At 72.5% G+C, this 13,622-nt stretch carries 10 protein-coding genes and 1 pseudogene; 1 reads left to right on the forward strand and 10 read right to left on the reverse strand.

The window, feature by feature from the left end; genetic code table 11:
* Positions 1-10: 10 nt before the first annotated feature.
* From JHN45_RS11630 to JHN45_RS53985, 4 genes are all read right to left on the reverse strand, one after another.
* Positions 11-1,819: an AfsR/SARP family transcriptional regulator gene (locus JHN45_RS11630; protein ID WP_201048965.1), complete on the reverse strand. Its 1,809-nt coding sequence runs from the start codon at positions 1,817-1,819 to the stop codon at positions 11-13.
* A gap of 178 nt (positions 1,820-1,997) precedes the next feature.
* A complete protein-coding gene (locus JHN45_RS11635; RefSeq protein WP_201048966.1) occupies positions 1,998-2,105 on the reverse strand; it encodes a class III lanthipeptide in 108 nt (35 codons plus the stop codon).
* A gap of 59 nt (positions 2,106-2,164) precedes the next feature.
* Positions 2,165-4,780, reverse strand: coding sequence for a class III lanthionine synthetase LanKC (gene lanKC / locus JHN45_RS11640; protein ID WP_201048967.1), 2,616 nt, complete (start codon positions 4,778-4,780; stop codon positions 2,165-2,167).
* A 37-nt stretch (positions 4,781-4,817) separates the two neighbouring features.
* A complete protein-coding gene (locus JHN45_RS53985; RefSeq protein WP_268982242.1) occupies positions 4,818-4,949 on the reverse strand; it encodes a hypothetical protein in 132 nt (43 codons plus the stop codon).
* A 327-nt stretch (positions 4,950-5,276) separates the two neighbouring features.
* Here JHN45_RS53985 and JHN45_RS11645 point away from each other — a divergent pair.
* Positions 5,277-5,759 (forward strand): annotated as a pseudogene (locus tag JHN45_RS11645) (transposase).
* Positions 5,760-6,043: 284 nt separating this feature from the next.
* On the opposite strand, the gene JHN45_RS11650 reads toward JHN45_RS11645, so the two are convergent.
* The 6 genes from JHN45_RS11650 to JHN45_RS11675 form a co-directional block, all read right to left on the reverse strand.
* Positions 6,044-6,760: an alpha/beta fold hydrolase gene (locus JHN45_RS11650; RefSeq protein WP_201048968.1), complete on the reverse strand. Its 717-nt coding sequence runs from the start codon at positions 6,758-6,760 to the stop codon at positions 6,044-6,046.
* 22 nt (positions 6,761-6,782) lie between these two features.
* Positions 6,783-7,754 carry an alpha/beta hydrolase gene (locus JHN45_RS11655; RefSeq protein WP_201048969.1) on the reverse strand — a complete coding sequence of 324 codons (972 nt, stop codon included), beginning with the start codon at positions 7,752-7,754 and terminating at the stop codon, positions 6,783-6,785.
* Positions 7,755-7,973: 219 nt separating this feature from the next.
* The gene (locus tag JHN45_RS11660; RefSeq protein WP_201048970.1) at positions 7,974-8,918 is read right to left on the reverse strand and encodes a helix-turn-helix domain-containing protein; all 945 of its coding nucleotides are present in this window, start codon (positions 8,916-8,918) and stop codon (positions 7,974-7,976) included.
* The gene (locus JHN45_RS11665) at positions 8,903-9,928 is read right to left on the reverse strand and encodes a helix-turn-helix domain-containing protein (protein WP_201048971.1); all 1,026 of its coding nucleotides are present in this window, start codon (positions 9,926-9,928) and stop codon (positions 8,903-8,905) included. The genes JHN45_RS11660 and JHN45_RS11665 overlap by 16 nt, the downstream gene beginning before the upstream one ends.
* A 35-nt stretch (positions 9,929-9,963) precedes the next feature.
* On the reverse strand, positions 9,964-10,953 hold the full coding sequence (locus JHN45_RS11670; protein ID WP_201048972.1) for an alpha/beta hydrolase: 990 nt from the start codon (positions 10,951-10,953) through the stop codon (positions 9,964-9,966).
* A gap of 21 nt (positions 10,954-10,974) precedes the next feature.
* Complete coding sequence (locus JHN45_RS11675; protein WP_201048973.1) at positions 10,975-13,563, reverse strand: LuxR family transcriptional regulator; 2,589 nt, start codon at positions 13,561-13,563, stop codon at positions 10,975-10,977.
* Positions 13,564-13,622 lie beyond the last annotated feature (59 nt).

Here is a 13,622-nt window from a genome sequence, read left to right on the forward strand (position 1 = left end):
GCCCGCGGCCTCAGACACCGGCCGCCTCCCGGGCGTAGAGATGCGTCAGATACGGCAGCGAGTACGCGGCGGTGTGCGCGGTGACCTCGCTGTCGGGCAGGACCACCACCCCCGCCTCGATCATCAACTCCAACTCCCGCTGCGCGCCCCGCCGGTCGCCGCCCAGCGCCGTGGCGGCCTCCGCCGCGGTGAACCAGCCGGACAGCGGCAGTCGCGCGAGGCGGCGCAGCGCGCCCTGGTGCCGGTCGGCCAACTGCGCCCATTCGTCGGCCACATGGGAGCGCACCTGTAGATCGCCGACGGCCAGTTCGTCCAGGAGCGCCTCGGGATCGGCGAGGCGCTGCGCGTACTCGGCGAGCGGCAGATGCTGGAGCACGGCCAGTTTGAGGCCCGCCGCCCGTACCGTCAGCGGCAGCGCGCCGCACGCGGCCACCACGCGCGTGGCCGCCGCCCGGTCGCACAGCATGCGGCCGGTGCCGATCAGCCTGCCCAGCAGCTCCAGGGCTTCGGCCGTCGACAGCGGCGGGACCCGCACCCGGTGGGCCGGGGCCAGCCCCGCCAGTTGGGTACGGGCCGTGACGAGGACCGTGCTCCGGCCGGGGCCGGGCAGCAGCGGCCTGACCGCGGCCTCGTGGGGCGCGTCGTCCAGCACCACGAGCACCTTGCGGTCGGCCAGCCAGTCCCGCCACCGCGCGGCGGCCACATCCGGGTCGGTGGGCGGGGCCGCACGGAGACCGGTGTACGCCAGCAGTTCCGTGGTCACCGAACCCAACGACCGGGCCCTGCCGTCCTGTTGCCTCAGTCCTACGAAGATCCGGCCGCCCGGGAACTCGCCCTCCAGCCGGTGCGCGGCACGCACGGCGAGCGTGGTCTTGCCCACGCCGGCCGGGCCGACCAGGACGTGGGCGGCGCCCCTGACCCCGGTGGCGGTCTCCAGCAACTGGGCCAGAGTGTCCCCGCGACCGGTGAAATCCGGTATGTCGGCGGGCAGTCCGACGGGTACGGCAGGGCGGGCTGCCGGGGTGGGAGCGGCTCCCTCGTCGGCGAGGACCGTGTGGTAGAGCGACTCCAGGGCCGGGCTCGGGGACAGCCCCAGCTCCCGTGACAGATGCTGCCGCAGCTCGTCGTAGGCGGCCATCGCCTCCCCCCGGCGGCCCGATCGGTGCAGGGCCGTCATCTGGGCTGCGCGCAGCCGCTCCCGCAGCGGATGCTCGTCCACCAGCTCACCGACCGCGTCCGCGACCTCACCGGGACGGCCCGCCGCCAGCGAGGCCTCGGCCCAGTCCTCGCAGACACCCAGGTGCCGGAGGGTCAGCCGGTCGGCCTCCGCCTCCAGGACCTCGGAGCAGCCGAGGCCGGGCAGCGGCGGCCCGTTCCACAGTGTCCGGGCCTCGTGCAGCAGCCGTGCCGCGCGTTCCGCGTCGCCGTCGGCGAGGGCCTCTCGCCCGGCCCGGGCCAGCGCGAGAAAGTCGAGGGAGTCCAGCTCGGGGGCGTCCACCCGGAGCACGTAGCCGCCGCAGCGCAGGGAGATCCGGTCGCCCATGCCCGCCCGGGCCAGCGTCTTGCGGAGCGCCGAGACATACAGCTGGAGGTTCTTGCGTGCCGTGCGCGGCGGATCGTCGTCCCACACCGCCTTGGTCAACAACGCGACCGAGACAGGGGAGTTGGCGTGGCACAGCAGCGCTGCCAGGACGACGCGCTGCTTGAGCGGGCCGAGCGGGAGGGCGTGCCCGTCCGCCTCGGCGGAGAGCGGCCCGAGGACGGAGAACCGCAGCGGGGAGGTCACGGTGGTCGGGTTCGGGGGGGTGGTGTACACCATGCGTTCCTGTCTCACGGGACGTGGGACCGGCTCCGGGCCGCGCAGGAGCTGCGCGGCCCGGAGCCGGTTCGGGGCCGTGGACGACTGTGCCGCGATCCACGGTCCCCAGCATCGGGGAAAACCCGACACCCCACTGGGGAGACCCCAGGGCCCGACGCCCTGGGGTCCCCCGCCGTCGTCACGCCGTGTGGATGCTCCAGTCGCTCCAACTGGCGCTGATGCAGAAGGCGGCGGTCTCGGTCTCCGTGTCGGTGTCCAGGGTCTGCAAGGCGAGGATCTGGGTCATCAGGGGTCTCCTGTCCGATGGGTTCGATGGGTTCGATGGTGAAGAGAGGGTCGTACGGACTACCCACCCGGCGGACGACACCTGGTCGGTCCGGCGGGCGCTGTGGATCCGGCGGCGGGGCCCAGGGTGAACACCTCGTCACCCGGGCCGCGCAGGACCCGGCGGAGTGCCAGCAGCACCCCGGCCGCGCCGCTCGACAGATCGGCACTGAACCGCTGTGCCCCCGACCCGAGGAAGCGGACCCCCCGGGTGTACGGCACGGCGTACTTGAGCAGACCGGTGGCGGCCCGCATCGCGGCCCCGCGAGCGTCGGCACCGCCGTCGGTGTCGGCCCGGTCGGCGAGGAACCAGGCCAGACCGGCGAGCCCCTGATACAGCCCGGCCTCGTTCGTCCAGCACGACACGGATGTCCCCGCCGCCACCAACGGAAGGGCCGCCGCGAGGCGTTCGTCGGCGCAGGAGGCCGCGTACCGGGTGAGAACCGTACCCACGCCGGCCGCTCCGACGGCGAGATAGGGCATGGCTCGTTTCAGGACCGCGTTGTCGGCGAAGGACAGGGTGCCGTCGTCCATGGGGATCGCACGGTCCAACTCCTCGTGCAGGAGCCGCAGTCCGGCCGCACGGTAGCGGTCCTCGCCGGTCTCGCCGGCCAAGTGGTGCAGGAAGAGGGCCAGTCCGGAGCGGCCGTGGAACAGTCCGCGGGCATCGTCGCCGCCGAGCGCGGGCACGAGGTCCGAGATGGCGAGGAGGGCGTCCCCTGCGGCGGCGGCCCGCTCCAGATGCCGCTCGTCGGCGGTTCGCCGGTGCAGGGCGAGCCAGGTCAGGCCGACGCCGGCCCGGCCGCCCGCCAGGGTGGCGCAGGACGCGGTGAGAGGGTGGCCGTCGGCGTGCCGGGCGAGGTCGACCGCTTCGTCCAACCGGCCGAGCGAGGCCAGGACGCGGGCGATCCCCGCGGTGCCCGCGTCGAGTCCCGGGGGCAGTTCGTCACGACGGGTCAGTGCGTCGTGACGCAGCCGCTTCTCGACCGCCTCCGGGACGGGCGCTTCGGCCTGGTGCAGGGCGTGCACCACGCCCGCGGTGCCGTACGCCACGCACACGGTGTTGGCGCGGAACGCCTGCGGTGAGGGCGGGAAGACCCAGTCCGGCCGGCCGGGGTCGGCACTCTCCAGCAGCCCCGCCACCACGTCGTCGGCGAGCCGGGCGAGACAGCCCTGCGGATCCGCCGCCACCTCGGCCGGAGAGAACGGTGCCGGGCACGTCGCGCTGTCTGTGGGGTAGTTGGATACGGCCCGCGCCCACAGGTCGGCCGGGGGCGCGGCATCCGCCAGATCGTGCCGGAGCAACGTGAGCCCGGCGGGGGCCAGTTCGGCCGTCTCGTGGAAGGGCGCGAGAAAGGCGAGGGCGAGCGCGGCCGTGCCGTACCGGTCCGTCAGCAGCGGGTCGTCACTCGCTTCCCGCAGCGTGGCGGGTGGCGTGAAGCCCTTGGTGCCCATGGGTGCCGGAGGCCCGTCCAGCGCCGAGACCGCCTCGAAGTCGACGAGCCGGGCCGTGCCCGATGGCGTGACGACGACATTGCCGAGACTGACGTCCCCGAACCGGTGCCCCAGGGCGTGCAGTTGGTCCAGGGCCGCGTCCACGTCCCCCAGGAGTCCGCGGCACACCGCGAAGAAATCCGCGCAGCCGGCCGCCGTACGGCCGTGCCGCATGAGCGGGGACGTACGGCTCAGCCAGGTGCGCAGGGAATCCCCCTCGACGTACTCGGTGACGAGGAAGTCGTGCTCCCACTCGGTGAAGTGCTCCAGCGGCTGCGGGCAGACGCCGGGAGCCGCCGCGTGCACGGCGGTCAGGACCTCGTACTCGTGCCGCAGCCGTTCCTGCGCGCTGGTGCCGTCCCAGATGAGGCCGTTGTGGGCACGCGCCTCCTTGATGAACACACGGCGGCCGGTGCGGGTGTCCCGCCCCTGGTACGTCCCTCCGGCGTTGCTCGGCTGCAACGCGGCGAGGATCTCGTAGTCCCGGATGAGGATCGCTCCCGCGTGCGGCACGGGCTCCTCCGCGACGAAAGGGTCGGTGATCCCGGTGGGCAGCACGAAGAACGGCCGCCGCTCGTCCGGCACATCACGCCCCGAGGCGTCCCGGACCAGCCCCTGCCGGGTGCCGTCCGGCAGCAGCTCGCTCCGGGTGCCGAACGCCCCGTAGCGGTAGTGGACGGTCTTCGAGTCGCCGAAGCGGCGGTCCGAGAGGATGTAGGGTCCGTCCTCGTCGCGCAGCGCGTCGGAGAGCAGACCGAGCAGCCGTCGCGCGGTGTCGGTGTCGGGCGGGTAGATCGCGCAGAACTTGCCCGCCTGGGCGCGGTGGGCGTGCTTGTGGTGCACGACGAGGAAGAAGGTCCGGGCGGACAGGTGCTTGAACGGCACGCCTTCCGCGAAGCAGACCCGCGCCACCCGGTCGAGGACCTGCTGGGCCCGGTCGAGGCGCGCCGACACATGGATCTTCCAGCCCTGTTCGGGACGGCGGGCGTCCGGCCGGCTCCACACCGTCCAGACGTCCTGCCGTACATGCCGCCAGCCGGGGGCCGGACGGCTCGGGGTGAAGCGCGGGCCGGTGTCGGCCGTCGTCGCGAGCGGAGCGTAGTACTCCGCGTCCGCGAAGGTCTCCGTGAAGGCGTCGAGCACGGGATCTCTCCTCAGGGCCTGTGGCGGGAGCCGAGGGTCACAGGGTGCGGACGGTGATCGTGCTCCCGGAGACGCTGAAGCAGGGGAACGCGCCGGCCTCCTGCTCCGTGTCCAGTTCCTGAAGGGCGAGAATCCGGGCCATCTCGGCCGGCTGGTGTGCCTCGGTCATCTGAATCACCTGTGCCTTCCCTGGTGTTGTCGCGTGACGGGTCGGCAGGGCGGGCGGCGCCGGATCCTGTCGGCCGGGGTCGACGGTAGGAAATCCCGGTTCAGAGTTCTGCTGCGACCGGTATGCGACGGGTACTTCCGCCGGTCGGGAAGCGCGCCCGGGGCCCGAGCGCCCGCGTCCATGGAGATGGTGTACGGGTTCGACCTGATCCGGGGTCCGGGGGTTTGCTCCGGCGTCGGGATGGTGCCCGCATAGACGAACGGCCACCGGCTGATCTTCGAAGTGCCGAAGCCTCGAAGGAGATCAGCACGATGACCGCACCTGACAGTGTGCCCCTGCACGTCCTCGCGGAAGGTCAGCGCAGAACACGTCAACTACCGCAACGGCTGTCGCCCGCGCGAGTGGGACAGCAGGGCCGGGACCGTCGAACCGGCCGTCCCCGAGCTCAGGTCCGGCAGTTATTTCCCTAACTGGCTGCCGGAGCGACGCCGACGGGCCGAGCAGGCTCTGATTTCGGTGGTCGTCACCGCATACCTGCTGGGCGTGAGCACCCGCAGGGTCGAGAAGCCCGCCGAGTCCTCGGGATGACCCAGCTGTCGAAGTCCCAGGTGAGCGCGATGGCCAAGCACCTGGACGAACCTGACGCAGAGGGTCGGCGAGGGCGGCCGCATCATCAACGTCCACGCGCTGATCACAGTCGGCGTCAATGCCGACGGGCACCGGGAGACCCTTGACCTGGACGTCGCCCCCGCCGAAGACGAAGCCGGCCCCGAGCCCGCCATCACCGCCTCCGCGGACGAGCACGTGTGACGGTGTGTGGCCACGCCCATCGATATCAGCACCCCGCGGCCTCTCCTCAAGATCATTCACGATAGAGCGGCAAGAGCCCTGAACGTCCTCATGGCCGTCACTCAAGACGGCACGCTCGCCGGTTCCCGTTGTCGCGGCCGGCAAGCCGCGCGGCCACTTGGTGCTCGGAGCGCGCGCTCGTCGCCGGAGTGCTGCTCGTCGCGTAGCCCCGCTGTGCACCCGGGAATGAGAAACGGCGTGGCCGGACACCGTACGGATGTCCGGCCACGCCGTCCCGCGCCGGGTCAGCTCGTCGCGCGCACCGCGTCACGGATCAGGTCGGCGACCTCCTTGGGCCGGGAGACCGCCACGGCGTGCGAGGCGCCTTCGAGTTCGACGACGGTGGCCCCGGCCCGCTTCGCTCCGAAGCGTTCGACCTCGGGGTTGATCGCCTCGTCCGCTCCGGCGACGAGCGCCCAGGCCGGCTTCGTCCTCCACGCGGCTGCGGCGGCGGTCTCCTCGAACGCCGCGGCGGCCAGGGGGCGTTGGGCCGCCGCGAGGACCTTGGTGACGTCCTCGGGCACGTCGGCGGCGAACACCGACGGGAAGGCGTCCTCGGCGATGGTGACCTCGACGCCCGGGTCGCCGCCGGGGAGCGGATATGTCCACTGCTTGAGGTTGCTGACGAGCGGCGAGAGCGGGAAGCGCCCCTGCAACTCGCCGAGGCTCTCGCCCTCTTCGAGGACGTAGGCCGCCACGTAGACCAGACCGACCACGTTGTCCGTGGTGCCGGCCACGGTGATCAGCGCACCGCCGTAGGAGTGGCCGACGAGGACGACCGGCCCGTCGATCTGGGACGCCACGGACGCGATGTACGCGGCGTCCGACGCCAGGCCGCGCAAAGGGTTCGACGGCGCGAGCACGGGGATGCCGTGGCTCTGCAGCTCCGCGATGACACCGGACCAGCTGCCGGCGTCCGCGAAGGCACCGTGCACGAGGAGGACGGTGGGAGTGGTGGACATGGGGGGCTCTCTTTCCGGTGTCTCAGTGGCCATGAAGGGCGGTGCGCAGTGTGTCGACGGCCAGCTTGATCGCGGCTTCGGCGGCGTGGGTCTCGCGCAGGGCGTTGAGCATCACGAAGTCGTGGATGATGCCCTGGAAGCGGACCGCGGTGACGGGCACGCCGGCTTGGCGGAGCTTGTTGGCGTAGGCCTCGCCCTCGTCGCGCAGGACGTCGGCCTCGCCGGTGATGACCAACGCCGGAGGCAGGCCGGTGAGTTGCTCGGTCGTGGCGCGCAGCGGGGACGCGGTGATCCGGGCGCGCTCGGTCTCGTCGGTCGTGTACTGGTCCCAGAACCACTGCATGCCGTCACGGCGCAGGAAGTAGCCTTCCGCGAACTGGTGGTAGGAGGCGGTGTCGAAGCTCGCGTCGGTCACCGGGTAGAACAACACCTGCTGGACCAGGGGGACATCGCCGCGTTCCTTGGCCATCAGGGTGAGCGCGGCGGTCATGTTGCCGCCCACGGAGTCGCCGACCACGGCGATGCGGGTCGGGTCGAGGTCCTTGGCGGCGCCCTGCTGGACGACCCACTGGGCGACGGTGTAGTTCTGCTCGACGGCGACCGGGTAGCGGGCCTCGGGGGAGAGGTCGTACTCCGGGAAGACCACCGCGGCGTTCGCGCCCACGGCGAGTTCGCGCACCAGCCGGTCGTGGGTGTGGGCGTTGCCGAAGACCCAGCCCGCACCGTGGATGTAGACGATCACCGGCAGGGGCCCGGAGGCACCCTCGGGCTTCACGATCCGGGCCCGGACGCTGCCCGTCGGGCCGCCGGAGACGGTGATCCACTCTTCGTCGACGGCGGGCTTCGCGATTTCGCCGGACTGGACCTCGTCGACGGCCTTGCGGCCCTCGGCGGGCGTCAGGTCGAAGAGGTAGGGCGGGTTGGCGGTGGCCTCCGCGAAGGCGGCTGCCGCCGGCTCCAGCACCGGCTGGACCGGTTCGACGGCGTCGGACATGTGCTTCTCCTCGGTTTCGGATGAGATCTGTGGCGACCTCGGTCAGGACGTTAGAACGGTTGGATCGGCGGACCTTGCGCGTCAGCGCACCGGTGCCGGTCAGGAAGTGCACAGGAACTGACCTGGCAGCGCATCTGAGGGGGAGGTGGCGCGCTGTCGGACGCGAACTGCCGCGGAATTCACGGCGGTTCGCGTCCGCGGGACGCCGTCGAAACCCCGTCAGTCGTCCGGCCGCTGTGCGCGGTACTGCGCCGGGGGCATGCCGTACGCCTTGCGGAAGGCGTGGCTGAAGTGGGTGGGGCTGACGAACCCCCACCGGGCGGCCACGGCGGCGATGGTCCGGTCGGCCGCGGTGGGACGGGCGAGTTCGGCTCTGCACGACTCGAGCCGGCGCCGGCGTATCCAGCCGCCGACCGTGGTGTCGTGCTCGTGGAAGAGCTTGTGCAGATAGCGCAGGGAGACACCATGTGCGTCGGCGAGGGCCTGGGGGGAGAGCTCGGGCTCACTGAGGCGGGTCTCGATGGTGGCCTTGACCCGGTCGAACAGCGTGGCCTCCTGTGCACCGGGCGGTTCCGTGGGGGCCAGCCGGTCCGCGGCCAAGGTGGCGAGGAGGTCGGCGACGGCGCGGGCGAGCTCCTCGCGGGCGGCCGGTGCGACCGTGCCGATCTCCTGAGCCAGGCCGGACAGGAGCGGGAGCAGGAACGCGGCCGGCCCCTCGGGCGCGTTGCCGATGACCTTCGCCGTGACCCGGCGTATCTCCGCCTCGCCCAGCCTCAGCGACGGGCGCGGAACCATCAGGACCCGCGCTCGCTGACGCTCCGGCAGGACGAGAGTGAACGGTCGGCTCGCGTCGTAGAAGGCCAGGACTCCGGGGTACAGGTCTGCCGAGCGGCCGTCCTGTGACAGCCGGGCCCGGCCGTCGAGTTGCAGACGGGCGAACATGTGGTCGCGGCCGTCGGTCGCCGCTGCCCGTGGGGTCCGGACCACCCGCACGGGGTCGGACTCCTCGGTCGCGACCTGGAGCGTGCCCAGTCGCAGCACCTGGAGGGAGCCCCGCCAGGACTCCGGGTCCGAAGGAGCGACCAGGTCGAGATCGCCGTAGGCCGCCGACAGAGCCCGCTTGCACGACCACAGCCCGTCCACGGTGGTCAAGCGGCCCGGCACCGGTCCTCCTCCACGAAGCGCCGGGCCCGCTCGTCCCGCAGCCAGTCGGTGGGGGAGACGCCGTACTCGCGGCGGAAAGCCCGCGCGAAGTGAGCGGTGCCGCTGAACCCCCAGCGCCGGGCGACGCTGCCCATGCTCGCGGCGCCGGTCAGTTCCCTGCGGCACTCCTGGAGCCGGAGCCGACGAATCCAGCGGCCGACGGTCGTGCCCTCCTGCTCGAACAGCCGGTGCAGATACCGCGCCGAGATGCCGTGGGCCCGGGCGATGACCGCGGGGGTGAGGCCGGGCTCCGCCAGGTGCCAGCGGATGAACCTCTGGACGCGCAGCAGGAGCACCCGGTCGGCGCCGGGCAGTTCGGCCGGTTCCTCGCCCAGTCGCTGCGCCGCGGTCGCGGCCAGCAGGCTCACGGCACTCTCGGCCAGCCGCTCGGCGACCGGCCCGGAGTAGGACTCGGACGTGTCCGCGAGACGCGACATGAACGGTGAGAGCAGGGCGGCGAGCCCGCCCACCGGACGCAGGGACCGCGCCGTGATCCGTCCCAGGGCCGCCTCCGACTGGCCGAGGAGACACCGCGGCACGGCGAAGATCTTCAGCTGGAACCGCTGCGGAAACCGCGTGCGGAATGGACGGACGGTCTCGAAGAACGCGAGGTCACCGGGACGGAGTTCCGTGTGACGGCCGTCCTGTTCGACCTGGGCGGTGCCGCTGCTCTGTACGGCGACGAGTACCTGACCGCCGTCGCCGCGGGCGACGAAGTGCGGGGCCCGGTGGACCTCTCCCGGATCGCAGTCGACCGTGGTGATCCGGAGTTCGCCCAGTCGGTCCGTACGCATCGTGGCGTCGTACGTCCCGCTCTCCGTGGCGATGTCCATCCCCACCAGCGTGGCGAGCACGGCGTCGTGCCAGAACTCCAGACTTTCGCCGGCCGGTACGGAACTCGTGGAGAGCACCTGGCCGCGTCGCCTCGTCGTGGGGTCGTTCCCTGTGAAGGAATCGTAGAAGGCTGACATACCCGTCAGCCTGCCTTCGGCCGGGGGCGGACGCATCAGTCGGTCGACTGGTCCTCGCCGCGCAGCAGTTCGCGCAGAAAGGCGACGCCCTGCCGCACGGCCGCGCGCGTAGGCGGACTGTCACGCAGTGCGGCCAGCGAGACGAAGTCGTGGACCGTGCCCAGGAACCGGGTCGAGGTCACCTCGACCCCGGCCAGGCGCAGCCGGTCCGCGTACTGCTCACCCTCGTCCCGCGTCACATCGGCCTCCGCCGTGATCAGCAGGGCCGGCGGCAACCCCGCCAGCTCGGCCGGGCCGGCGCGCGACGGGGAGGCGGTCGGCCGGGCCAGGTCCCGGGGATCGTCGCTGTACTGGCGCCAGTACCCGCGCAGGGCCTCCCGGGTGAGCAGATAACCCTCGGCGAACTGCCGTTGGGAGGCGCTGGCACAGTGTGCGTCGGTGATCGGGTAGTACAGCAGCTGGGCGCTGATCCGCGGGCCGCCGCGCGACTTCACCAGCATGGTGAGCGCGATGGCCAGGGTGGCGCCCGCGCAGTCCCCGGCCACCGCCAGCCGGCCGGCGTCCAGCCCCAGTTCGGCCGCGTGGCGGACGGCCCAGACCATGAGGGCGTAGCACTCCTCGACGGCCACGGGGTAGCGGGCCTCGGGGGTGCGGCTGTACTCCGGTACCACGGCGGCCACTCCCGCGCCGAGTACGAACTCGCTGATGAGCCGGGCGTGGGTCTGCGCGTCTCCGAGCATCCACCGGCCGCCGTGGACGTAGAAGAGGACGGGAAGCGGCCCCCGTACTCCGCGCGGCCGGAAGATCCAGAAGCCCACCAGCCCGGAAGGCCCCACGGGTGACACCTGGAAGGACGCGTCCACCGCGAAGTCCTCCACCCGGTGGACCTGGGACTCCGTCAGGGCCTGCCGGCCGGCGGCCGGCGACAGCTCGTGCAGAAAGGGCGGCGCCGAGGACGCCTCGACCAGGCGCTGCACCAGCGGATCGAGCGTCAGGAAGGAGGGGTGCCGTCCGTCCGGTTCCATGCGATGGCCGCCTCTCGCCCGTCACTTCTCGCACACGAGGAGATCGCGCAGTTGGTGGCGGCTGCTGATGCCGAGTTTGGGATAGACGTTGTAGAGGTGCGAGCCCACGGTACGCGGCGACAGGAAGAGCTGTTCTCCGATCTCGCGGTTGGACAGGCCGTCCGCGGCCAGCCGTACGATCTGCCGTTGCTGGGCGGTCAGTTCACCCAGCGGATCCGTCGATGCGGGAGCCTCGGCCACCCCGCTCGCGCGCAGCTCACCGCGCGCCGACTCGGCGAGGTGCCGGGCGCCGAGCCGGGTGGCCGCTTCCAGTACGACGGTCAGCTGGGCGCGGGCTTCCAGCGGCCTCCTGCGTCGGCGCAGCCAGATCGCGTAGTCCAGGCGGGCCCGGGCCCGTTCCAGGGGCCAGCGGGCCGCCTCCGGATTGACCACGGCCAGCTGGAAGTGGTGCTCGGGGTCCGCGTCCTCGTCGACCAGTGCCGCCGCGTGGTGCATGAGCAGCGTCATCCGGCTCGTCGCCCGGGCACCCTGGCTGCGCCGGACCCGCGCCAGGACGTGCGCCCCTTCCCGTCGCCGGTCCGTGCGATGGGCGGCGGCGGCCAGTTCGGCGATGCAGCGCGGCGAGAGGAAGGGGTCGAGCGGATCGCCGGCGTCGGTGAACAGCGTCCGCAGGTGCCGGAAGGAGCCGTCCCCGTCCCCGAGGACCATGGCCGTCAGACCGCAGGCCCGCAGCATCCGGGCATGCGTGGCGCGGTTCTCGTGGAGGCTGACGGAGCGCCAGTTGGGGCTGGTGAACCGGGTGCCCGGCACACTCTCGCCGCGCAGCGCGCGCAGGGTCGTACCCAGGGCCTCGAGGTCCATCTCGACGCGGGTCCACCGGTGGACGGCTGCGTACGAGAGCCCTTCCTCGATCAGGGACTCGGCCTCGGCCCAGCGTCCGAGACCGAGGAGTGTCTCCACCTCGGCCGCGAGGGTCCAGGCGAGCGGGCCCAGCGCACCTCGCGCGCGCAGGTGCTCGCCCGCCTGCCGGAACTGCTCCGCGCACAGGTCCGACTCGTCGGTGTGGCGGGCGAGCGAGGCGGCCGTGAGCAATCTGGCCGGCCGGCCCGGACCGGGTGTGGCCGAGGCGAGCGCCGTCAGAGCGGCGAGGACGTCGGTGTGCTGCCCGTCGTCCTCGGGCCCCCGGCCGAGGAAGGATCCCAACAGGGCCCAGTGTTCCGGGAGTCCGGACTGGCGGGCGATGCCCGTCGCCACGGCCGCCAGGGCGAAGGCCGTCGTGCCGTCGCTGTCCGGCGTCTGCCGCGCCACCTCCAGCAGGAGGTCGAACGCCTCTCGCTGAAACGTCAGCAAAGACAGTGCCTCACTCATGGCGCAGGCCGCGACCCTCGCCGGCTCCGGGTCCCGGCTCGCCTGGCACAGTGCCGTGTACAGCTCGCGCACCCATGCCGGGTCTCCGACGTCGCTCGCGGCGGTGAGCGCCGCGGTGAGACGGCGGGCCCGGTCGTGGTCGAGGGGGCTGAGGAGCGCGGCCTGCTCCAGTGCGCGGGCCGCGGTGAAGCGGTCACCCTGGTCGGAAGCGGCTTCCAGGGCCGCGGCGACGGACTCGTCCGGACCGACGGTGGCCGCGGCCAGGTGCGATGGACCGTGGGCGGACACGGCGGCCAGATCCCTGTGGGCCTGTCGGCGCAGTTGCGCGGGCTGCCGGTGGTAGGTCCCCGTACGCGTCAGCGGGTTGCAGAAGGCCAGTCTTCCCTCGGCGATGGTGATCAGCCCCGCCGCCTCCGCGGGAGCCCACACCTTCAGGTCGTCGCAGCCCAACGCGGCCATGACGGTGCCGAGTTGATCCTGCGGCAGGGCGGCCGCCGCGTACAGCAGGGCGCGCCGCGTTTCCTCCGGCAGCGCGTCCAGCCGCGCCGCGAACATCTGCTGGATGCCCCGGGTCCGCTCCCCGGCACCGCTGAGCTCGATGATCGCCAGCGGATTGCCCTCCGCCTGCCGGAGCAGCTCCAGCCTGGCCCGTCCGGTGGGCGCACCGGGCTGTGCGTCCAGCAGCCGGGCCGCCGCCCGCGGGGACAGGGGACCGAGGGACAGTACGGCGAGGTCCGAGGGGAGGTCTGGAGGGGGAGCCTGGCCGTGCGCCGAGAACAGCACGGTGACGGACGTGCCGGTGAGTCGTCGTGTCACGAAGGACAGCACGGCCAGGGAGGCGCGGTCGCAGTCCTGAAGGTCGTCGACGGTCAGCAGGAGGGGACCGGTCCGCGCGAGACGGGTCAGCAGGGTCAGGACCGCGGTGGGCAGGACCATCCCGTCCGGCGGCACGTCGTCCGGCGTCGGTGCGAACAGGGCGCGCAGCACACGCTGTTGGGAGGCCGGCAGGACGTCGAGCTCGTCCCGCACGGGCAGGAGAAGCTGGTGCAGACAGGCGTACGGGTGGCGCGTCTCCGAGGCGCAGGCACGCGCCGACAGGACACGGGTCCCGCGCTCCTGGGCCTGCTCGCCGGCGATTCGGAGCAGCCGGGTCTTGCCGGTGCCGGTGTCACCCAGCACCAGCAGGGACCGCGGCCCGTCCACGTCCCGCAGGATTTGGCCGACGTCCGCTTCCCCACCCACCGCTGTACTCCCGATCACTGCGCTCCGCCCGGAGACCGGATCCTGTCAGGGGTGCGACG

It is taken from the genome of Streptomyces sp. MBT53 (assembly GCF_016654115.1).
Taxonomy (GTDB): domain Bacteria; phylum Actinomycetota; class Actinomycetes; order Streptomycetales; family Streptomycetaceae; genus Streptomyces.

Bases quoted from the DNA above. Each gene is read 5' to 3' on its own strand.
- JHN45_RS11650 (WP_201048968.1), bottom strand. From the start codon at position 6,760: ATGTCCACCACTCCCACCGTCCTCCTCGTGCACGGTGCCTTCGCGGAC.
- JHN45_RS53985 (WP_268982242.1), bottom strand. From the start codon at position 4,949: ATGACCGAGGCACACCAGCCGGCCGAGATGGCCCGGATTCTCGCCCTT.
- JHN45_RS11670 (WP_201048972.1), bottom strand. From the start codon at position 10,953: ATGGAACCGGACGGACGGCACCCCTCCTTCCTGACGCTCGATCCGCTG.
- JHN45_RS11665 (WP_201048971.1), bottom strand. From the start codon at position 9,928: ATGTCAGCCTTCTACGATTCCTTCACAGGGAACGACCCCACGACGAGG.
- JHN45_RS11630 (WP_201048965.1), bottom strand. From the start codon at position 1,819: ATGGTGTACACCACCCCCCCGAACCCGACCACCGTGACCTCCCCGCTG.
- JHN45_RS11655 (WP_201048969.1), bottom strand. From the start codon at position 7,754: ATGTCCGACGCCGTCGAACCGGTCCAGCCGGTGCTGGAGCCGGCGGCA.
- JHN45_RS11635 (WP_201048966.1), bottom strand. From the start codon at position 2,105: ATGACCCAGATCCTCGCCTTGCAGACCCTGGACACCGACACGGAGACC.